Here is a 21,355-nt window from a genome sequence, read left to right on the forward strand (position 1 = left end):
TCACTGTGGGAGCGAGCCTGCTCGCGATTGCGGTGTGTCATCAGCAGCTTTATTGAATGACACACCGCAATCGCGAGCAGGCTCGCTCCCACAGGGATTTTTTTTCAATTCGGCGGGAGCCGTTCCACGCCGACAAACGGGCAGTCGGCGAGAAGGGTTTCAAGGCTGCGGCCATCGGCCAGTTGCAGATCAGCAGGTGCCAGTTCGGCCAGCGGATACAGAACGAAGGCGCGTTCCTGCATATGGTAGTGAGGGATTTTGAGGCGCGGCTCGTCGATCAGACGATCCCCGAACAGCACAATGTCGAGGTCCAGCGTGCGCGGCCCCCAACGCTCGATGCGCTCGCGGCCCTGTTCGTTTTCGATGGCTTGCAGCGCATCAAGCAGGTCCAGTGGTGCGAGTTCGCTGTCGAGTGCAGCAACCGCGTTGGTATAGCGGGGCTGGCCCGGCAGGAGCGAGTCGCTCTGATAAAAGCCGGACACGCCGATCAGTTGAGTTTGCGGCAACCGGGCCAGCGCCTGGACGGCGTTTCGCAGTTGTTCGGCGGGGTCAGCCAGGTTGCTGCCCATGCCGATATAAATGCGTTCCATGCTTACTCGCCCGTGGCACTCGGGGCGCCGGCGGTGCGTTTGCGCTTGGCGCCGCCGCTGCGACGACGTTTGCGTGGTGCGCCGGTGCCATCGTCCTTGCCGCTGAGGTCGCGAATCATGTCGCGGCGCTCGCTGTCGTTGGCGTCCTGATAATCCGTCCACCACTCACCGAGCCCGTCAGTCTGCTCGCCGGCGCTTTCGCGCAGCAGCAGGAAATCGTAACCGGCGCGGAAGCGCGGGTTGTCCAGCAGCAAGTCTGCGCGTTTGCCACTGCGACGAGGCAGACGTTCCTGCATGTCCCAGATTTCGCGAATCGGCATGGTGAAACGTTTCGGAATCGCAATGCGCTGGCACTGCTCCGCGATCAACTCATGCGCTGCCTCCTGCATCGCCGGAATCGGCGGCATGCCGCGTTCCTGCAGGCGCAATACGCGAGCGGGAAGCGCAGGCCACAACAGAGCGGCAAACAGGAAGGCCGGGGTTACCGGTTTGTTCTGCTTGATGCGTAGATCGGTGTTGCTCAACGCTTCACTGATCAGTGTGTGGGTGTAGGTCGGATTGTATTCGAGCGCTTCGGCACTGGCCGGGAACAGCGGATCGAACAACTGCAGGTCGACCAGCATTTCGAAGGTGTCGGCCGCATGCCCGGAAAGGAACAGCTTGAGCACTTCTTCGAAGAGGCGAGCCGAGGGGATCTCGCGCAGCATCGGCGCCAGTTCACGGATCGGCGCGGCGCTGTGTTTTTCGATGCCGAAATTGAGCTTGGCAGCGAAGCGCACGGCCCGCAGCATGCGTACCGGATCTTCCTGATAGCGCTGCTTGGGATCGCCGATCAAACGGATCAGGTGATTGCGGATGTCGTGTACGCCGTTGGCGTAATCGAGAATGCGCTCACTGACCGGATCGTAATACAGGGCGTTGATCGTGAAATCACGGCGCTGCGCGTCTTCTTCCAGCGTGCCGTAAACGTTATCGCGCAGAATGCGTCCGCTCTCGTTGCGGGAAGACTGATTGCTGTCTTCCTCTTCATCGTTTTGCGGATGATTGGCGCGGAAAGTCGCGACTTCAATGATTTCGCGGCCGAAATGGATATGCACCAGTTTGAAACGGCGGCCGATGATCCGTGCGTTGCGGAATTCCGCACGCACCTGCTCAGGCGTAGCGCTGGTTGCAACGTCGAAATCTTTTGGAGTGATGCCCAGCATCATGTCACGCACGCACCCGCCGACCAGATAAGCCTGGTAACCGGCGTTCTGCAGGCGCTCGACAATGTTCACCGCGTAACGGCTGAATTGGCCTTTTTGCAACGAATGCTGGCCGCTATTAAGCACTTCAGGCGTGCTGCGGATGTGTTGCGTATGACGCTTGGGAGAACGGAATGACTGGAACAACTTCTTCAGCATGGGATGCACTGTTTGAAGGAATGTTCGGCCATAACCAAGAATGACCGCATGATGGGCGGGGATTCTAGCATTTAGTCAGGGGATGGTGTAGGACACTAAGCAAGTGCGTGAAGGACGTGTCTACGGCTGGGCTTTGTAGCCGCTGTCGAGCCTGCGCGATGTGGTGAGGGGATTTATCCCCGTTCGGCTGCAGCGCAGTCGTGGATTTTAGATAGCGCCCTTTCAGGTAGGTCAGGCCTTTAGGTCTTACGACTGCTTCGCAGCCGAGCGGGGATAAATCCCCTCGCCACAATGCAGGGCTCAAATCACAGAAACTACAAGGGGAGCCGAAGCTCCCCAAGAAAGTAGTTGCATGCTCTGTTTTTATTTTTGATTCGGGCTTTTTGTTTTTGTTAAGTGCCCGCGTCATGAAGTTTCCTTCGTGACCCTCCCAATCGGGAGTCAAGAGCAAACGGATTGCTTTGGTCGCTGTGCTGCAGTGATCTTGCGATCCAACCAGTTCAGGCTCTGTCTCAGGACAGTTTTTGTTGTTCTCGGCCTGGTCGTGGGGCTAGCCCCAAATACAACGCCTCTCCAAAAGAATCAGTTAGCTGCGCCTCTCGCCGTCTTGTTTTTATTGTGCGTGAGTCGATTCGTCTTATTTTTATTGTCTTGTACATTGCTTGTTATTGTTCTTGTACCAAACATATAGCAGGGTGCGTGCCAACATTTGTGATGCGCAGCAAAACAAGGGGTTACGCAGGCTAAGTGGCTTTTTAGTGGCATAAAAAAACCGGGGCTTCGTTACCGTAAGCCCCGGCTTTTGTTACGCGAAAAATCTGAGGTAACAGTTTCTTCGCCCCATCACGTGTTACCCGCACAATGTTCAGGTGACATTCAGCTTTCGCTGGCCACCCCGGTCTTGCGCCGCGGAATGCCCAAGCGCTGCCGACGTTCCCACAGGCACTTGCGACTGACGCCGAGTTTGCGAGCCAGTTCGGTTTCGGTCATGTGGTCTTGATGCTCAAGGACGAAATGCTGGAAATAGTCTTCCAGTGAAAGGTCCTCGGTCGGCTCGTGGCTGTTATTGCCGGTGTTGCTGCCTTGGTGCGGCGGCAGGCCAATGAAATCCTCATCGTCCAGATCGCTCAGCTCGATGTCGATGCCCAGCAACTCGGCGGAAATCTCGGGGCTTTCGCACAGAATGACCGCACGCTCGACCGCATTTTCCAGTTCGCGCACGTTGCCCGGCCAGGAGTAGTGACGGATTGCCTGCTCGGCGTCCGGGGCAAATTTCAGATCGGTGCGGTTGACCCGCGCGCTTTGCCGCGCCAGGAAGGCATTGGCAATTTCGTTGACGTCGGCACCGCGCTCGCGCAAAGCCGGCAACTTCAAAGCGATGACGTGCAGACGATAAAACAAGTCCTCGCGGAACTGGCCGATCTTCGCCAGGCTCTTGAGGTCGCGGTGAGTGGCCGCGATCAATCGCACATCGACTTTTTGCGACTGCACCGAACCCACGCGGCGAATCTCGCCTTCCTGCAAGACACGCAGCAGACGGGCCTGGGCCTCCAGCGGCAACTCACCGATTTCATCGAGGAACAAGGTGCCGCCATCCGCCGCTTCAACCAATCCGGCGCGGCCGGCGCTGGCGCCAGTGAACGCACCTTTCTCGTGGCCGAACAATTCGGATTCGATCAGGCTTTCCGGAATCGCTGCACAGTTCACCGAAATCATCGGCGCCTTGGCGCGTTTGGACAAATTGTGCAGAGCGCGTGCCACCAGCTCTTTACCGGTACCGGACTCACCCTGGATCAGGACATTGGAATCGGTCGGCGCGACTTTGCGGATCTTGCTGTAAAGATCCTGCATCGGTGGGCACGAACCGATGATGCCAATTTCGCCATTGCTGTTATCTGCACCCGCTTTCGCTGTGCCATTCACGGCTTTACCGATGACCGGTTCGCCGCCCGCTGGCGTCGCTTGCCGATCACGCAGAATGCGCGAAACAGCCTGAAGCATTTCATCATGGTCGAAAGGCTTGGCGATGTAATCGACTGCGCCCATCTTCATCGAGTCGACCGCCGAGCGCAGACTGGCATAGCTGGTCATGATCAGCACCGGCGTACCCTGGCCGAGTTTGATCAACTCGGTGCCCGGTGCGCCAGGCAGACGCAGGTCACTGACGATCAGGTCGAACGTAGGAATGGTGAAGCGTTCTTGTGCTTCCTGCACTGAACCGGCTTCGCTGACCTGGTACTGGTTACGTTCCAGCAGTCGGCGCAAGGCGGAGCGGATAATTGTTTCGTCTTCGACGATCAAAATGTGCGGCATTGATTCGATACTCTCGACGGTCTCAGTTCACAGCGGACGTCGCTTCGACATGACGCGGCAAGGTCACCCGGATACGGGTGCCGCGTTGGCTTTGAACATCAGCCGGGCTGTCGATGGTGATTTGTCCATAATGCTCTTCAACGATGGAATAGACCAGTGCAAGGCCCAGACCGGTGCCTTCGCCAGGATCCTTGGTGGTGAAGAAAGGTTCGAACAATCGGTCCATGATGTTCTTCGGAATACCGCTGCCTTCGTCTTCGACGATCAGATCGACCGTGTGTTCGCCGGCTTCGCTTTTGACCCGCACGGCACTGCCGGGAGGCGAGGCGTCACGGGCATTGGAGAGCAGATTGATCAGCACTTGTGCGAGACGTTGTGGGTCGCCTTCGACCCAATGATCGGGATCGCACAGGTTGTAGAACTGCACTTCGAAATTGCGCCGGTTGAGGGCCAGCAGGCCGATCGCGTCCTGCGCCACTTCGGCCAGACAGACGGGCTCGTCGTTCTGCTGATGACTGCCGGCATGGGCGAAACTCATCAGCGACTGAACGATGCGCGAGACGCGTTTGGTCTGCTCGAGAATCTGCCCGCTGATTTCCCTCAGCTCGCCATCGTCCTCGCGTTCTTCTCGCAGATTTTGCGCCAGGCAGGCAATGCCGGTGATCGGGTTGCCGATTTCATGGGCCACGCCCGCCGCCAGTCGGCCGATGCTGGCCAGACGTTCGGAGTGCACCAGTTTGTCTTCGAGCATCTGCGTTTCAGTCAGGTCCTCGACCAGGAGTACCAAACCACTGTTACCCGGCGCGAGCGGTTCGTCGATTGCGGCCTTGTGCAGGTTGAGCCAGCGGGTCTGGCCATCCAGGGCCAGATGCTGTTTGTGCAAATGTTCGTCCGGTAGATTGATGAAGCCCTGCAGCAATTCTTTCCATGGGTCGGCAATGGTGCTCAGGCGCGAGCCGACCACCCGTTGCGCAGCAATCCCGGTCAGCTCCTCCATGGCCTTGTTCCACATAAGGATTTCCTGATCCTTGGCCAGCGAGCAGACACCCATCGGCAACTCTTGCAGCGTCTGGCGGTGGTAGCGGCGCAGGGCATCGAGTTCGGCGGCAAGACCGGTGAGGCGCGAGTGGTAGTCCTCGAGCCGGCTTTCGATAAAGTGGATGTCTTCAGTGACGTAGTTTTCCCCGCCGGCTTTATAAGGCAGGAAAGTCTCAACCATGTCCTGCGCAACGCTTGGGCCCATCAGGCCGGAGAGGTTGGCTTCGATGCGGTCGCGCAAACGACGCAGGGCGTACGGCCGACGCTCGTCGAACGGCAGATAAAGGTCGCGCAACGCTTGCTCGACTTCCTTCTGCGCAGCCTTGGCGCCCAAAGGTTTGGCCAGTTGCGTGGCGAATTCCTGCGGCGAGGCGGCGTGCAGCTCGCGACGTTGCGGGCGGCGCACATTGTCGACCGCACAGGCTTCAGCGGCGCTGGCCTCTTCCGGGCTGGCATTGGTGAACAGTGAAATCAACGTGAACATCAGCACGTTGGCCGCCAGCGAAGCAATTGCAGCCATGTGCCAACTGGTGTCGTCGAGCACGTAAATCATGTTCAGCAGCGGAATGTAAAAGCCCTGCAGATTGCCGACCAGCGGCAACAGCATAGTCACCAGCCACACCAGAATGCCCGCCAGCAAACCGGCGATGAAACCGCGACGATTGGCGGTCGGCCAGTACAGAACCGAAAGCACGCCCGGGAGAAACTGCAGAGTGGCGACAAAGGCGACGATGCCGAGGTTGGCCAGGTCCTGTTCCGCGCCAAGCATCAGGTAGAAACCGTAGCCGGCCATGATGATCGCGACGATCAGCGCCCGGCGGGTCCATTTCAGCCAGCGATAGATATTGCCTTCGGCCGGCGGCTGATAGAGCGGCAGCACCAGGTGGTTCAGTGCCATGCCGGACAGTGCCAGGGTCGTCACGATGATCAAGCCGCTGGCGGCCGATAACCCGCCGATATACGCCAGCAATGCCAGTGCTTTGCTGTTGGCGGCGATACCGATCCCGAGGGTGAAGTATTCCGGATTGGTCGTGGCGCCAAGTTTCAGGCCCGCCCAGAGAATCAGCGGCACTGCCAGACTCATCAGCAGCAGAAACAGCGGCAAGCCCCAGCTGGCGCTGACCAGCGAGCGCGGATTGAGATTCTCGGTAAACGTCATGTGATACATGTGCGGCATCACGATCGCCGAGGCGAAGAACACCAGCAACAGCGTGCGCCACGGACCTTCCTGCAGCGGTGTGTGCAACGCAGCGAGAGCGGTCTGGTTCTGCAGCAGCCACAGCTCGAGCTGTTGCGGACCATCAAACACGCCGTACAACGCATACAGGCCAACGCCGCCGATGGCGATCAGCTTGATCACCGATTCGAAAGCAATCGCAAACACCAGCCCTTCATGTTTCTCGCGAGTGGCGATGTGGCGTGAGCCGAAGAAAATCGTGAACAGCGTGATCAGTGCGCAAAAGCTCAGCGCCACGCGATGCTGCACCGGCTCGCGGGTAAGGATGCCGATTGAGTCCGCCACCGCCTGAATCTGCAAGGCCAGCAACGGCAGCACACCGATCAGCATGAAGATCGTGGTCAGTGCTCCGGCCCAGGTGCTGCGGAACCGGAAAGCGAACAGATCGGCCAGCGAAGAGAGTTGATACGTGCGGGTGATTTTCAGGATTGGATAAAGCAACACCGGCGCCAGCAGAAATGCGCCGGACACCCCGAGGTAACTCGATAGAAAGCCGTAACCATATTGATAGGCCAGACCCACGGTGCCGTAAAACGCCCAGGCACTGGCGTAAACCCCCAGCGACAAGGTGTACGTCAACGGGTGACGAATGATCGCTCGGGGGATCATGCCCCGTTCGCTGATCCAGGCGACGCCGAACAGCACCGCCAGATACGCGGCGCTGATCAGGATCATCTGGGTCAGGCTAAAGCTCATCGGCATCTTTTTGGCTCTGCAGGATGAAGGTCACGACAATCAGAATCAGCCAAAGCAGATACGGGCGATACCAGGCGCCCGTGGCGTCAATCCACCAATCCATGATGGCCGGGGAAAACAGGTAAATCCCCACTACCAGAAGCAGGACCAAGCGATAGATGTACATCCCGGCCTCTCTTTTTTATGCGCGTGCCCGAAAACGTGCGGCGATGGTAACGGATGGGCGCGCCACTGCAAGTGCGATCACTGCAGTTGCGCTTCCGGCAGGGCCAGCGTGCGTGGGATTGTCTGCGCATCCCAATGGGCAACGCCCCAGCTCAGCACTTCTCGCGGGGCCGCGTAAGCCAGTTCGGTGCCGGGATTCTGCCCGAGTGCGCGCAGGGCACGCAGCAATAAAGGTGTTGCCTGATCTTCCGTCAACGGCGGCGAGCGGTACGTCTTGCCGAGTTTGTTGCCGTCCGGCTGGGTAATCAGCGGGATGTGCAGGTAGCGCGGCTGTGGTAAACCGAGCAGTTCCTGCAGGTACAGCTGGCGCGGCGTGGAGTCGAGCAAATCGGCACCGCGTACGATATCGGTAATACCTTGCCAGGCATCATCGAGCACCACGGCCAGTTGATAGGCGTAGAGCCCATCGCGGCGGCGGATCACGAAGTCGCCGACTTCACGGCCCAGGTGCTGGCGGAATTCACCTTGCACCCGGTCGATGAAGTGGTATTCCAGCTCGGGCACGCGCAGGCGAATCGCTGCGTGTTCAGTGCCGTGACCGGCGTTGCGGCACAGGCCCGGGTAAATGCCGTGATACGGCTCCAATTGTTTGCGCGAACACGTGCAAGCGTAAGCGAGGCCATGATTGAACAGGCGATTGAGGACTTCGGCGTAAGCGTCGTGCCGGTCGCTCTGGCAGACCATCTCGCCGTCCCACTCGAAACCGTAACTTTCCAGTGCTTTGAGAATCGCCCTCTGCGCGCCGGGTTCTTCCCGTGGCGGATCGAGGTCTTCCATGCGCACCAGCCAGCGCCCACCGAGCGAACGCGCGTCGAGGTACGAGGCCAGCGCCGCCACCAGCGAACCGAAATGCAGGTGGCCGCTGGGCGTTGGTGCGAAGCGTCCGATGTAGGGGATAGTGGTCATAAAGGCGATGTTATCTTCCGGTCTGGCGCCAGATCCCTGTAGGAGCGAGCCTTTGTGGCGAGGGGATTTATCCCCGTTGGGTCGCGTAGTGGCCCCAAACTCGGTAATCGCGTTACGTCAGATGGAACGCATCAATCGGGTCAGCGACTGCTGCGCAGCCGTACGGGGATAAATCCCCTCGCCACAACGGGATGCATCTTCAAGATCTGCGGTCGGCGTGAGTATCAGAAACAAAAAACGGAGCGTTCGCACGCTCCGTTTTGAATCAAATCGCAAATTACTTGCCGACTTGTTTTTCCTTGATTTCCGCCAGGGTCTTGCAGTCAACGCACATGTCGGCGGTAGGGCGGGCTTCCAGTCGCTTGACGCCAATTTCGACGCCGCAGGACTCGCACCAGCCATATTCTTCGTCTTCGATCAACTGAAGCGTCTTGTCGATCTTCTTGATTAACTTGCGCTCGCGATCGCGGGCACGCAGTTCGAGGCTGAATTCTTCTTCCTGGCTGGCACGGTCTGCCGGGTCAGGGAAGTTGGCCGCTTCGTCTTTCATGTGATCAACCGTACGGTCGACTTCCTGCATCAAGTCCTGTTTCCACTTGTTCAGGATCTTGGTGAAGTGAGCGCGCATGGGCTTGCCCATGTACTCCTCGCCCTTGACCGACTGGTAGGGTTCGAAGCCGCTGATCGACTGATTTTGCTGCTTTGCTTGGGTGGGCATGAAATGGACCGCCTCTACTCTTGTAATCCATCTGCGCAGGATTGCTCCATCACCGACACCTGCCGGCCCTGCGGCTGCAAGCGGGCGAACTTACCAGATCAAATCGGACCGCGCTACTCCCGGATGTCGAGGGAATGCGCCGTCTTGCTTGCAGAAGGTTGCCAAGTCTTGTCTGGAAGTGATGGAGGCCTGATCAATTAATGATTTTAGACAAACCTGGAACACTCGCTCGAGTCGTTTGCGGCCAGGGTCTCAAGGCCTGTGACCGCTTTAGGTTCTCGCTCGTTCCAGTGCATGGGTAGAATCACAGTTTTTCCCGTTGAAGGAACGCCAATGGCCTCGCCCTACAGTGCCCGCAGTCGCGCGATCGAACCTTTCCATGTCATGGCGTTGCTGGCACGGGCCAACGAATTGCAGGCTGCCGGCCATGATGTGATCCATCTGGAAATCGGCGAGCCGGACTTCACCACCGCCGAGCCGATCATCCGGGCGGGGCAGGCGGCGCTCACTGCCGGAAAAACCCGCTACACCGCCGCACGGGGCATCCCTGAGCTGCGCGAGGCGATCTCGGGTTTTTACCAGCAGCGTTACGGTTTGGATATAGATCCGCAGCGAATCCTCATCACCCCCGGCGGGTCTGGCGCGCTGTTGCTGGCCAGTGCCTTGCTGGTGGATCCCGGCAAACACTGGCTGCTGGCCGACCCGGGTTACCCGTGCAACCGGCACTTCCTGCGCTTGGTCGAAGGCACGGCGCAGCTTGTACCGGTTGGCCCGGATGTGCGCTATCAACTGACACCGGACCTGATCGAGCGGCATTGGGACCACGACAGTGTCGGCGCTCTGGTGGCATCGCCGGCCAATCCCACCGGAACAATCCTGAACCGCAGCGAGCTGGCGGGGCTGTCATCGACCATCAAAGCGCGTCATGGTCATCTGGTGGTGGACGAGATTTATCACGGACTGACCTATGGCACCGATGCGGCCAGCGTGCTGGAAGTCGACGATGAAGCCTTTGTCCTGAATAGTTTTTCAAAGTATTTCGGCATGACGGGATGGCGACTTGGCTGGCTGGTCGCGCCGCAGGCGGCGGTGGGCGAACTGGAAAAACTCGCGCAGAACCTCTACATCAGCGCTCCGAGCATGGCCCAGCATGCGGCACTGGCGTGCTTCGAGCCGGCGACTATCAGCATTCTGGAAGAGCGCCGCGCCGAGTTCGGTCGCCGTCGCGACTTCCTGCTGCCCGCCTTGCGCGAGCTCGGCTTCGGCATCGCCGTCGAGCCCGAAGGTGCTTTCTATTTGTACGCTGATATCAGCCGTTTCGGCGGCGATGCCTTCGCATTCTGCCGACATTTCCTCGAAACGGAATACGTGGCAATTACCCCGGGGCTCGACTTTGGTCGCTATCAGGCCGGCCATCACGTGAGATTTGCTTACACACAAAGTCTTGCGCGACTGGAGGAAGCGGTCGAACGCATCGCTCGCGGTTTGCGGAGCTGGCAAGGCTGATGCGCTTTTATCCTCCCCTCGAAGAAGGACGCCTGATCCGCCGTTACAAGCGATTTCTCACAGACATCGAAACTGTTCACGGCGAGTTGCTGACCATTCACTGCCCCAACACCGGCTCGATGCTCAACTGCCAGGTCGAAGGCGGGCAGGTCTGGTTCAGCCGCACCAACGACCCAAAACGCAAGTTGCCCGGTACCTGGGAAATCGGCGAAACCCCGCAAGGACGCCTGTTTTGCGTTAATACCGGGCGAGCCAATGGCTTGATTGAGGAAGCCCTGCGCGCCGGCGTGATCACTGAGCTGAACGGGTTTACCGAGCTGCGGCGCGAAGTGGCTTACGGTCAGGAAAGCAGCCGCATTGATTTCCGCCTCGATTACCCAAGCGGGCCCGCGTATGTGGAAGTCAAAAGTGTAACCCTGGGTTACGACGGATCGTCCGTCGCCGCGTTTCCCGATGCAGTGACCCAGCGCGGCGCGAAGCATCTGCGCGAATTGGCGCATCTGGCGCGGGACGGGATTCGTGCGGTGCAGCTTTATTGCGTCAACCTCAGCGGCATCGATGCCGTGCGTCCTGCAGAAGAGATCGATTCGGCCTACGCGGCAGCGTTACGCGAGGCGGTAGCGTGCGGAGTGGAGGTGCTTGCGTACGGTGTGCGGCTGAGCCACGAAGAAATGGTCGTGGATCGGCGTCTGGATGTTTTGCTCAACGGTTAAACGTTGATCCAGATGCCCTGTTCATCTTCGCGGGATTCGACGGCAGTGAGTGACCGACCGGCGCAGGGCCCGGACACGCACTCACCGTCTTCGATGAGAAACAAGGCGCCGTGGGTCGCGCATTGAATCAAGCTGTTGCTGGCATCGAGAAACTGGTCCGGCTTCCATTCCAGCCCCACGCCGCGGTGCGGGCAACGGTTAATGTAGACATGGACCTGACCGCCTCGTCTTACGGCAAAAAGTTTCTGCCCGCAAATGTCGAAACCGCGGCTGCTGGCTTCGCTGATTTCTGTGCCTGCGCAAAGAAACTTCATGTGTATCCTCAAATGCGCCTGACTCGTGACTGGAAATGTCCGAGCTTGACGTTCAAATGCAAACAATTATCAAATGGCCGCCTACCCCGTTTGGCTGCCGATGCCGGATGCCGAGGATACTTGGCCTGTCATCTCAATGCCTGCAAACCTTCAAGGAAGTTGTCTATGCGCCTGCCTGCCCGCGTTGTTGCGCTCTGCCTCGGATTGTTCGCGAGTCACCACGCTGCCGCAGCCCAATTGCCTCAGCGCTGGGTCAGTGCCGGTGGCGCGCTGTCGGAATGGCTCAGTGCTTTGGGCGGGGAGTCGAAACTGGTGGGCGTCGATACCACCAGTCAGCACCCGGCAAGCCTCAAAGCGTTGCCCAGCATAGGCTACCAGCGGCAGTTGTCGGCAGAAGGTGTGCTGAGCTTGCGCCCGCACATTCTGGTCGGCACCGAAGAAACGGGGCCGCCGCCAGTGCTTTCGCAGATTCGCAGTGCTGGCGTGCAGGTCGAGTTGTTTTCAGCGCAGCCCGATGTGCTGACCCTGCAGGCTAACTTGCAGCAGCTGGGCAAGCTGCTCGGTGCGCAGGACAGGGCGACGCAGTTGTTCCAGGATTATCAACACCGGCTTGAACAGCAGAAGATTCGGGTGACCAAGGCGCAACTGACGCAACCGTCTCCCGGTGTGTTGATGCTGCTGGGGCATGCCGGCGGCAAACCGCTGATCGCCGGCAAGGACACGGCTGCCGACTGGATGATTCAGCGGGCGGGCGGACACAATCTGGCGACGCACAGTGGTTACAAGCCATTTTCCACCGAGTCATTGATCAGTCTCGACCCCGAAGTGCTGGTGTTCGCTGACCGAGCCCTGGCCGGCGAGGCGGCGCGTGCAGCGTTGTTCAAGGAAAATCCGGTCCTGTCCTCAACCCGCGCAGCCCGCAACGCGCGCGTTATGGAGCTTGATCCAACGTTGCTGGTAGGCGGGCTCGGGCCACGCTTGCCTGATGCGCTTGAAACACTGTCGGACGGTTTCTTTCCCGGCACTGCCGGGCAATGACAGTCCTGGTCAAACCGCGCACATTGTTCATTGGCCTGAGCCTCCTGTGTTTGCTGGCGATCTGGCTGTCACTGGCGCTTGGGCCGGTGAGCTTGCCGTTGTTAGACACACTGCGCGTTGGCTTGCGCATGCTCGGGCTGCCGATTTCGGCGGATGGTTTGGAGCAGGCGGAACTGATCCTCGGCCAGATTCGTTTACCCCGCACTTTACTGGGGTTGGCGGTGGGCGCTGTGCTGGCGCTTTCGGGCGTGGCGATGCAGGGCTTGTTTCGAAATCCGTTGGCCGATCCGGGTCTGGTGGGGGTTTCAGGTGGTGCGGCATTAGGCGCTGCAGTGGCGATTGTCGGCGGCTCGTTGCTCGGTGGGTTGCCTGAATTCCTTGGGCCGTATCTGCTGTCGCTGTGCGCTTTTCTCGGAGGTCTCGCGGTGACGGCATTGGTCTATCGACTGGGCCGGACTAACGGCCGCACCGATGTTGCAACAATGCTTTTGGCCGGCCTTGCCTTGACAGCGCTGGCCGGCGCCATCGTAGGTCTGTTCACCTACCTGGCGGACGACGCGACCTTGCGCACGCTGACGTTCTGGAATCTGGGCAGCCTCAACGGCGCCAGTTACTCGCGACTGTGGCCGCTCTTGTTGATCAGTCTCGGCGTAGCGCTGTGGTTGCCGCGTCGGGCCAAAGCATTGAATGCTTTGTTACTCGGAGAGTCGGAGGCCGGTCACCTGGGTATCGACGTTGAACGGCTCAAACGCGAACTTGTGCTGTGCACGGCATTGGGAGTCGGCGCCGCCGTGGCGGCAGCGGGAATGATTGGTTTTGTCGGATTGGTCGTGCCGCACCTGGTACGACTGCTGTCAGGGCCAGATCATCGAGTGTTGCTGCCAGCCTCGATACTGGCGGGCGCCAGTCTGCTGTTGTTTGCAGATCTTGTAGCGCGTCTGGCGCTGGCGCCGGCCGAATTGCCGATCGGCATCGTCACCGCAATGATAGGTGCGCCGGTCTTTCTGTATTTGCTGTTGCGAGGGCGAGCCTGATGCTGCGAACGCAGAACCTGCACATCCGCCGGGGCGGCAAAATCGTGTTGACGGACATCACCCTCGAGCTCAAGCCAGGAGAAATCCTCGGCGTCCTGGGCCCCAACGGTGCCGGCAAAAGCACGCTGTTGGGCGCTTTGTGTGGTGAGCTGCAAGCTGATCACGCAAGTGTATGGCTCGATAAGCGCGAACTGCGCGACTGGACCGGTGCACAACGAGCGCAACGCCTGGCGGTATTGCCGCAAGTATCAACCCTGGACTTCGCCTTTCGCGTCGAGGAAGTGGTGGGCATGGGCCGCTTGCCGCATCAAAGCGGCAAGGTGCGCGATGATGAAATTATCGCGGCGGCATTGCAGGCCGCCGACGCCGGCCATTTGCTGGGGCGCAGCTATCTGGCGCTGTCCGGCGGTGAGCGTCAGCGGGTGCATCTGGCTCGGGTTTTGGCGCAACTATGGCCGGGCGAAACGGGACAGACGCTGTTGCTTGATGAGCCGACCTCAATGCTCGACCCTTTGCACCAGCACACCACGTTACAGGCAGTGCGCGAGTTTGCCGACCGAGGCGCTGCAGTGCTGGTGATCCTGCATGATTTGAATCTGGCGGCACGCTATTGTGACCGTCTGTTGCTGCTGCACGGTGGACGGCCCGTCGCGCTCGATACACCGGAGCGAGTACTGCGTCCGGAACCACTGAAAGCCGTTTTCGGTCTGGAAGTGCTGGTACAAGCACATCCGGAGCGCGGGCATCCGCTGATCATCGCCCGCTGATCTGTTCAAAGAGGGAAGGGCATGCGTTTGATATTTATTGCGGCGCTGTTGCTGATGAGTGCCTGTCAGCATGCACCACCACCGGTTGTGGGCGAAATTCGCGATTTGCGCAACGGTCAGGCCGTGACGCCCCGCGAACTGATCGCGCAGCTGGCCAAGCCTTCCCGATTGATTGTGGGTGAACAACACGACAATCGCGATCACCACGCGCTGCAGCTGTGGTTGTTACAGACGCTGGGACAGCAGCGACCTCAAGGCAGTTTGCTGTTGGAAATGCTCACGCCGGATCAACAACCCAAAGTAGACGCAGTGCGACGTTCGTCTTCCATGCCGGCAGATTTGCCTGCCGCGCTGGCCTGGCAGGAGGGGTGGGACTGGACGCTTTACGAGCCCGTGATCCGCTTTGCATTGAGTCAGCCCTATCCACTGTTGGCGGCCAACCTGGATGCTGTCGAGCTGCGCGTCCTTTATGCCAAACCCTTAACCTTGAGCGGCGCGCGATCAAATGCTGCCTCGGTCAAAAATGAGTTGCTGGCGCAAATCGGTGAATCCCATTGTGGCCTGCTGCCCACCGCGCACATGCCGGCAATGCTCGCGGTGCAGCAACAACGTGACCGGCGCATGGCCGAACGCTTGCTTGAGGCGCCGACACCGGCTGTGCTATTCGCCGGCGCTTACCATGCACGCAAGGACGTCGGTGTGCCCATCCATGTACTTGACTTGGGTGCGCCCGAAGCGCCAAAGGTTTTGATGCTGGCGCAGGAGGGCAGTGAAGTCACGGCGGCAATGGCCGATTACGTCTGGTACACACCCGCCATGCCGGCTGTGGATTACTGCGCGGAGATGCGCAAGCAGTTCGGGAAGTAAGCGCAATTTTCTGCAGGCAAAAAAAGACCCGACAAGAGCCGGGTCAAATAACCGTGATTAGCCTGATGAGGAGATATCTGAGAGTCCGAACCAAGGGCTTTTCAAATATCGACCAGTCTCGCGACCAGTTGTGATAATCATAGCGATTCTCATTAGCGTGTCAACCGTTCATTTTCATTTGCCCTGAAAGCCGCGTTCTTCTGCGCTGCAGCCCTTGTTGCTACCGGCCTTCAGGCAACATTGGCAGATTTGCTCAGTTGGATAATCTGCTTGTTCAGATGATCAATGCGCCGAGCCATGCTCTCGATCAGACTGTGAGCAATCTTGGGATTGCTTTGGGTCAGCGTCAGAAACTGGTCTTTGGGAATCAACATCACGGTGCTCGGTTCGCTGGCGATCACGCTGGCGTTGCGTCTTTCACTGGTGAACACCGCCATTGCCCCGAAAATCTCATCCTTGGGCACATCACCCACTTTGACGCCGTCGACGAATGCTTCGGCATGGCCCTCGATGATGACAAATACATGGTCCGCCTCATCGCCCTGACTGATCAGTACTTCACCACGGGCAACGCGCTGGAAACCGTTGGTGCTACGAAACTCTGGCTGTTTAAGGCGAGCGACCGCATCGGATAGCAGCGCGGTCTGGCCGGTCAGGTATTCCAGAAACGACTCTAAGCGTTGCTCGTCAGCAAATATGTGCTGGAACACTTCTGATCGCCGATAGGGACGCAATGTCACCGGGTTGTCGCTGCACAAACGCAACCGCGGCATATCCCGATCCTGACGCAAGCCAATCAGATCGCCTTCGTGCAGATAAAACAACGGGCGGTCATTGACGCACCCGTGCAGCGAACCGGTTTCCAGCACAAATATCTGATCGCCGGGCAGAGACGCCCCCACATCGTCCGTGGCTGCAACTTCCAGTGTCGGGCCACTTGGCGACAGCTGAGCCAGGAGATGGCCGGGAATGGTTTGCAGTCGATTGATCAAAGCATCGGCGTAAGCCGGTTGTTCCCCAAGTAAATACATTCAGCGTCGCCCGTTCAGTTCTTGTGGCGTGACGAGATTGCCTCAAGTTGTTTGTTCAAGGCTTCCTTGCGCTCCGCCGGAATTTCGTTCCAGTGCACATCCATCAACGCCCCTTCAATGGCATACAACAGTACCTTGGAAGCTCGAAATCCGCGCGTGCGTACGGCTCGATAGGCATCCACCGCGCCCAGGCGACGCAGATCCGAAGCGCTGTGAATGCCGACGGCGTGCAGCCATTGTGCCGATGTCTTGCCAAGATTTTTCAGGTGCTGCAATTCATCATTCATCAAGCCTCCTTGCGACGGCCGAATGGTGCGTGGGCAAGCCTTTGAGGAGTGTAGTCATCAGTAGGAAAAGTGCGTTTTTTTGGAATATTTCAATGCGAAAAGGTTCTAAGACGCCAGGACTGGCGGCAGCTTAAGAGGCGCGAGGCCGCAGGACGCGGCGCATGAGAGAAGTATTACGGACAAATATTGACCGTAGTCCGACGCAAGCGGGGCCGCCGGACTTGGTCAACCGCAGCGTTCAGCGGGTGCGGTAGCGCAGACGCGTACCGAAATTCATCGACATCAGAATTTCGTCTGCACTCAACTCCACTGGGAAGTAAGCGCCGGATATCTGCGCGTGGGCCAGGCTCGCGCCTTGCAGATTGGAATTTCTGAAATCAATGCCACGGAGGTCAGCTGAACGGAAATAGGCATCGCCGAAGTCGACGCCGTCAGCGTTCAGTTCGCGCAGGTCCAGACCGCGGAAGTCGCCACCGACCATATCGACGGCACCGCCTGACGGGCGTTCGTTGTTGAACCCGGTGATATCGTCTATGTGCAGCAGGGCATAAAGCGGGGTATCTAGAATTTTGGGCTGGCTCATGTCACATACCTGTTGGTTTTATGGCGCCAGTATAGTGCCACTATTTGGCAGCCGTGAAGCGGGCAGAGCTCCACGGCTGAAATATTTTTTTACAGGCCGGGCAGACGCTGGCGGATTTGTGCGACAACGGTGTCGAGTGTTCCGCTCTCGTTGGTCTGAACGCGTTTGCTGTAAAGGATCTCTGCTGGCGTCAGCGCTTCGCGACAGGCTTGTTGGGCTTCGATAACGGCCAAAGTGGCGTCGGACGGATCCTTGTTATCCGCCTGACGCAGCGTCAGCCAGCTCTCGATTACGGCCTGTGGGGCATTGCAATCCAGAATCAGGAACGGCGCGCCAGTCGACTCGGCGACGGCTGCGGCGCCATCGCGTTGATCGCGCTTGAGGTAGGTCGCATCAATGACCACCGGGAAACCTGCGTGCAGGATCACCCCGGCAATCTCATGCAAGCGTGCGTAGGTCGCAGCACTGGCCTCAGCACTGTAGATGCCGGCCTGTGGATCGTTGGCGACGGTTTGCTTCCCGAACAGACGCTTGCGTTCAATATCGGAGCGCAGGCGAATCGCGCCCAGCGCTTCGACCAGGCGCATGGCTACGTGGCTTTTGCCGACAGCGGAGACGCCGTGGGTGATCGCCATGAATCGCGAAGGAATCGTGCTGTAGCTTTCCGCGAGGTTGGCGTAGTTGCGGTACTGACGCAGGGTAGTGGCGCGCTGCACCGGATCGGCTTCGGCCGGCATGCTGAACAGGCTGACCTTCGCGCGAACCATGGCACGGTAGGCTTTATAGAAGTTCAACACCTCGAGGCCCTGATAATCGCCCGTGAGCTCCAGGTATTGGCTGACGAAGCGTCGGGCCAGGCTTTTCAGCCCACGATCTTCGAGGTCCATCGCGAGGAAACCGGTGTCGGCGTACACGTCGGTGAAACGGAACGGCTCGTTGAATTCGATGCAGTCGAAAATCACCACGCTGCCGTCGATGACGGTGGCGTTGCCCAAATGGATATCACCGTGGCATTCGCGGATGAAACCATCGGCCTTGCGCTGAGCGAACAATGGCTTGAGGCGTTCGAAGCTGCTTTCGGCCCACGCCTGCAGGGCGTCGAGTTGCAGCAGGTCGGCCTTGTCGCTGAGGAACGGGCGAATCTGCTCGAAGTTTTGCCGTACCGGTGCCATGACACTGTCCGGTGTGCCGGCATCATGTTCGGCGGGCACTTTAGGCGCGTCGAGGTGGAACTGAGCGATTTGCGCGGCCATCTCGTCGATGTGGGCAGTGGTCAACTCGCCATTGGCTTGCAGGGTGCTGAGCAACTGACTCTGGGGGAATTGACGCATTTTCAAAGCGAAATCGACGACCGGACCGTCGCCGCCCCACTGCGGTGCTTCGGCACTGCCCGTGATCGGCAACACTTCGAGATACAAATCGTTGGTCAGTCGCTGATTAAGACGGAGTTCTTCAGCGCAGAAATGCTCGCGGGCGTCGAGGCTGGTGAAATCCAGGAAACCGAAATTGACCGGTTTCTTCAATTTATAGGCGAAGGGGCCCGTGAGAATGACCCAGGAGATATGGGTCTCGATGACCTGAAACCCGTCTACAGGATGCGGGTAGAGGGCGGGATTTTGCAGGGCAGCGATCAGGGACTGGCTCACAGGCGTTCCTTCAGAGTCTGGGAAAATTCACGGCCGTCATTATGGCGGCAAGTCCGCCTGACGCAAACCTCGGAGGGCGTCTGTCGAGTATGAATAAAGTGCGTATAATCCGCCGCCATGACTCGTACTCGATCCCCCCGCACCCCCAAAAAACCACCTTCCAAGGGCATTCACCCCTGGCTGGGCTGGGCCCTTAAACTCAGTCTGGTAGGCCTTGTAGTGCTCGCCGGATTCGCGGTTTACCTTGACGCGGTCGTTCAGGAGAAGTTTTCCGGCAAGCGCTGGACTATCCCGGCCAAGGTGTATGCGCGCCCGCTCGAATTGTTCACCGGGCAGAAGTTGAGCAAGGAAGACTTCCTCACCGAGCTCGATGCGTTGGGTTATCGCCGTGAAAGCGTGAGCAACGGTCCGGGCGCTGCGGCGGTCACCGGCAATACCGTCGACCTGAATACCCGTGGCTTCCAGTTTTATGAAGGCCTTGAGAAAGCGCAGCCCGTGCGCGTGCGGTTCTCCGGCGACTACGTGGCCGAACTGTCCGCTACCAACGGTTCGAAGCTTTCAGTCGTGCGCCTGGAGCCGCTGCTGATCGGCGGGATTTACCCGAAGAATCTCGAAGATCGCATTCTGATCAAGCTGGACCAGGTTCCGCCGTATCTGCTGGAAACACTGGTGGCCGTGGAAGACCGCGACTTCTATAGCCATTGGGGCGTCTCGCCGAAGTCGATCGCCCGCGCTGTTTGGGTCAATACTTCCGGTGGCAGGATGACCCAGGGCGGCAGTACGCTGACGCAACAGTTGGTGAAAAACTTTTACCTCACCAGCGAACGCAGCCTGACCCGAAAACTCACCGAAGCCATGATGGCAATGCTGCTTGAGCTGCATTATGACAAGCGGGAAATTCTTGAGGCTTACCTTAATGAAGTGTTCGTCGGTCAGGACGGTCAGCGCGCGGTGCACGGTTTCGGGCTGGCCAGCCAGTTCTTCTTCGGGCAGCCGCTGTCGGAGCTAAAGCTGCACCAGGTAGCCATGCTGGTCGGCATGGTCAAAGGGCCTTCCTACTATAACCCGCGTCGTAATCCGGAGCGGGCGCTTGAGCGACGTAATCTGGTGCTCGATGTGCTTGAGCAACAAGGTGTTGCCAGTGCCGAGCAGATTGCCGCCGCGAAGAAAATGCCACTGGGTGTGACCACGCGCGGCAAGTTGGCCGATAGCTCGTTTCCCGGGTTTATCGACCTGGTCAAACGTCAGTTGCGCGAGGACTATCGGGACGAGGATTTGACCGAAGAAGGTCTGCGGATCTTCACCAGTTTCGACCCGATCCTGCAGATGAAAGCGGAAGCGTCGGTCAATGACACCTTCAAGCGCTTGTCCGGACGCAAAGGCTCCGATGAGGTGGAAGCGGCAATGGTCGTGACCAACCCGGAAACCGGTGAAGTGCAGGCCATGATCGGCAGTCGTCAGGCCAGTTTCGCCGGTTTCAACCGGGCTCTGGATGCGGTTCGGCCGATCGGATCGCTGATCAAACCGGCGGTTTACCTGACAGCACTGGAGAAACCCAGCCAGTACACGCTAACCAGTTGGCTGTCGGACGATTCGTTCTCGGTCAAAGGTGCGGACGGCCAGGTGTGGAAGCCACAGAACTATGATCGCCGGTCCCACGGTACGGTTTTCCTGTATCAAGGTCTGGCGCATTCCTACAACCTGTCGACCGCGCGGCTTGGTTTGGCGGTGGGTGTGCCGAACGTATTGAAAACCCTGGCACGTCTGGGTGTCAGTCGCGAATTTCCGGCGTACCCGTCAATGTTGCTGGGTGCGGGTGGTCTGACCCCGATTGAAGTGGCAACGATGTATCAGACCCTGGCCAACGGCGGCTTCAATACGCCGATGCGTGGCATTCGCAGCGTCTTGACGGCCGAGGGTGAGCCCCTCAAGCGCTATCCATTCCAGATTCAACAACGTTTCGACCCCGCTTCCATCTACCTGGTGCAGAGCGCCATGCAGCGCGTGATGCGAGAGGGCACCGGCAGTTCGGTGTACAAGGTATTGCCGAAAACCCTGACCCTGGCGGGCAAGACCGGCACCAGTAACGATTCGCGGGACAGCTGGTTCGCAGGCTTCAGTCAGGATCTGCTGGCCGTTGTCTGGCTGGGGCGCGATGACAACGGCAAAACGCCGTTCACCGGTGCCACCGGTGCATTGCAAGTCTGGACCAGTTTCATGCGCAAGGCTGACCCGCTGCCGCTGGACATGCCGCAACCAGACAATATCGTTCAGGCCTGGGTGGATTCCCGGACAGGGCAAGGTTCCGATGGCAACTGCCCCGGCGCCGTGCAGATGCCGTATATTCGCGGCAGCGAACCGCCTCCCGGCCCGGCTTGCAGTGGCGAAAACCCTGCATCCGGTGAAACGGTGATGGATTGGGTCAAGGGCTGGATGAACTAAG

Annotated in this window: 19 protein-coding genes; 7 read left to right on the forward strand and 12 right to left on the reverse strand. The window is 59.0% G+C overall.

Annotated elements, in window-relative coordinates:
• Window positions 1-104: 104 nt before the first annotated feature.
• From folK to dksA, 7 genes are all read right to left on the reverse strand, one after another.
• Window positions 105-590 (reverse strand): 2-amino-4-hydroxy-6-hydroxymethyldihydropteridine diphosphokinase, encoded by a 486-nt coding sequence (gene folK, locus DU29_RS0118550; protein ID WP_028623022.1) that lies wholly within the window; start codon window positions 588-590, stop codon window positions 105-107.
• A 2-nt stretch (window positions 591-592) separates the two neighbouring features.
• Window positions 593-1,993 (reverse strand): polynucleotide adenylyltransferase PcnB, encoded by a 1,401-nt coding sequence (locus tag DU29_RS0118555; RefSeq protein WP_028623023.1) that lies wholly within the window; start codon window positions 1,991-1,993, stop codon window positions 593-595.
• 876 nt (window positions 1,994-2,869) lie between these two features.
• Window positions 2,870-4,306 (reverse strand): sigma-54-dependent transcriptional regulator, encoded by a 1,437-nt coding sequence (locus tag DU29_RS0118560; RefSeq protein ID WP_028623024.1) that lies wholly within the window; start codon window positions 4,304-4,306, stop codon window positions 2,870-2,872.
• A gap of 22 nt (window positions 4,307-4,328) precedes the next feature.
• Window positions 4,329-7,283, reverse strand: coding sequence for a sensor histidine kinase (locus DU29_RS0118565; protein ID WP_028623025.1), 2,955 nt, complete (start codon window positions 7,281-7,283; stop codon window positions 4,329-4,331).
• Window positions 7,267-7,443 carry a hypothetical protein gene (locus DU29_RS1000000132475; RefSeq protein ID WP_003176118.1) on the reverse strand — a complete coding sequence of 59 codons (177 nt, stop codon included), beginning with the start codon at window positions 7,441-7,443 and terminating at the stop codon, window positions 7,267-7,269. Before DU29_RS1000000132475 ends, DU29_RS0118565 begins: the two co-directional genes overlap by 17 nt.
• Window positions 7,444-7,520: 77 nt before the next feature.
• Window positions 7,521-8,408 carry a tRNA glutamyl-Q(34) synthetase GluQRS gene (gene gluQRS / locus DU29_RS0118575; RefSeq protein ID WP_028623026.1) on the reverse strand — a complete coding sequence of 296 codons (888 nt, stop codon included), beginning with the start codon at window positions 8,406-8,408 and terminating at the stop codon, window positions 7,521-7,523.
• A gap of 277 nt (window positions 8,409-8,685) precedes the next feature.
• Window positions 8,686-9,126, reverse strand: coding sequence for an RNA polymerase-binding protein DksA (gene dksA / locus DU29_RS0118580; protein ID WP_028623027.1), 441 nt, complete (start codon window positions 9,124-9,126; stop codon window positions 8,686-8,688).
• Window positions 9,127-9,459: 333 nt separating this feature from the next.
• Between dksA and DU29_RS0118585 the strand changes: the two genes are divergently transcribed.
• The gene (locus DU29_RS0118585) at window positions 9,460-10,632 is read left to right on the forward strand and encodes a pyridoxal phosphate-dependent aminotransferase (RefSeq protein WP_028623028.1); all 1,173 of its coding nucleotides are present in this window, start codon (window positions 9,460-9,462) and stop codon (window positions 10,630-10,632) included.
• Window positions 10,632-11,345 carry a DNA/RNA nuclease SfsA gene (gene sfsA, locus DU29_RS0118590; RefSeq protein WP_028623029.1) on the forward strand — a complete coding sequence of 238 codons (714 nt, stop codon included), beginning with the start codon at window positions 10,632-10,634 and terminating at the stop codon, window positions 11,343-11,345. The genes DU29_RS0118585 and sfsA overlap by 1 nt, the downstream gene beginning before the upstream one ends.
• On the opposite strand, the gene DU29_RS0118595 is transcribed toward sfsA, so the two are convergent.
• Window positions 11,342-11,659: a Rieske (2Fe-2S) protein gene (locus tag DU29_RS0118595; RefSeq protein ID WP_028623030.1), complete on the reverse strand. Its 318-nt coding sequence runs from the start codon at window positions 11,657-11,659 to the stop codon at window positions 11,342-11,344. The genes sfsA and DU29_RS0118595 overlap by 4 nt on opposite strands.
• Before the next feature lie 165 nt (window positions 11,660-11,824).
• On the opposite strand from DU29_RS0118595, the gene DU29_RS0118600 reads away from it, so the two are divergent.
• Genes DU29_RS0118600 through DU29_RS0118615 form a run of 4 tightly spaced genes read left to right on the forward strand, consistent with a single transcriptional unit; the run spans window position 11,825 to window position 15,365 of the window.
• On the forward strand, window positions 11,825-12,697 hold the full coding sequence (locus DU29_RS0118600; protein WP_028623031.1) for a heme/hemin ABC transporter substrate-binding protein: 873 nt from the start codon (window positions 11,825-11,827) through the stop codon (window positions 12,695-12,697).
• Window positions 12,698-12,747: 50 nt separating this feature from the next.
• On the forward strand, window positions 12,748-13,731 hold the full coding sequence (locus tag DU29_RS0118605; RefSeq protein ID WP_161781300.1) for a FecCD family ABC transporter permease: 984 nt from the start codon (window positions 12,748-12,750) through the stop codon (window positions 13,729-13,731).
• Window positions 13,731-14,498 (forward strand): heme ABC transporter ATP-binding protein, encoded by a 768-nt coding sequence (locus DU29_RS0118610; protein ID WP_028623033.1) that lies wholly within the window; start codon window positions 13,731-13,733, stop codon window positions 14,496-14,498. The genes DU29_RS0118605 and DU29_RS0118610 overlap by 1 nt, the downstream gene beginning before the upstream one ends.
• Window positions 14,499-14,519: 21 nt before the next feature.
• Window positions 14,520-15,365, forward strand: a complete 846-nt coding sequence (locus DU29_RS0118615) for a ChaN family lipoprotein (protein ID WP_028623034.1) — start codon at window positions 14,520-14,522, stop codon at window positions 15,363-15,365.
• Between the two features lie 230 nt (window positions 15,366-15,595).
• Here the strand turns inward: DU29_RS0118615 and DU29_RS0118620 are convergent, their stop codons facing one another.
• The 4 genes from DU29_RS0118620 to DU29_RS0118635 all read right to left on the reverse strand — a co-directional run bounded on the left by DU29_RS0118620 (window position 15,596) and on the right by DU29_RS0118635 (window position 18,912).
• Entirely contained in the window at window positions 15,596-16,396 is an 801-nt protein-coding gene (locus tag DU29_RS0118620; protein WP_028623035.1) for a Crp/Fnr family transcriptional regulator, read from the reverse strand.
• A 14-nt stretch (window positions 16,397-16,410) separates the two neighbouring features.
• Window positions 16,411-16,683, reverse strand: a complete 273-nt coding sequence (locus tag DU29_RS0118625; RefSeq protein WP_028623036.1) for a TfoX/Sxy family protein — start codon at window positions 16,681-16,683, stop codon at window positions 16,411-16,413.
• Between the two features lie 238 nt (window positions 16,684-16,921).
• The gene (locus tag DU29_RS0118630; RefSeq protein WP_028623037.1) at window positions 16,922-17,266 is read right to left on the reverse strand and encodes a pentapeptide repeat-containing protein; all 345 of its coding nucleotides are present in this window, start codon (window positions 17,264-17,266) and stop codon (window positions 16,922-16,924) included.
• 89 nt (window positions 17,267-17,355) lie between these two features.
• Complete coding sequence (locus tag DU29_RS0118635) at window positions 17,356-18,912, reverse strand: bifunctional aminoglycoside phosphotransferase/ATP-binding protein (protein ID WP_028623038.1); 1,557 nt, start codon at window positions 18,910-18,912, stop codon at window positions 17,356-17,358.
• Between the two features lie 117 nt (window positions 18,913-19,029).
• On the opposite strand from DU29_RS0118635, the gene mrcB reads away from it, so the two are divergent.
• Entirely contained in the window at window positions 19,030-21,354 is a 2,325-nt protein-coding gene (gene mrcB / locus DU29_RS0118640; protein WP_028623039.1) for a penicillin-binding protein 1B, read from the forward strand.
• Window position 21,355: the final 1 nt, after the last annotated feature.

The organism is Pseudomonas sp. Ant30-3, from assembly GCF_000690905.1.
In the GTDB taxonomy this organism is placed as follows: domain Bacteria; phylum Pseudomonadota; class Gammaproteobacteria; order Pseudomonadales; family Pseudomonadaceae; genus Aquipseudomonas.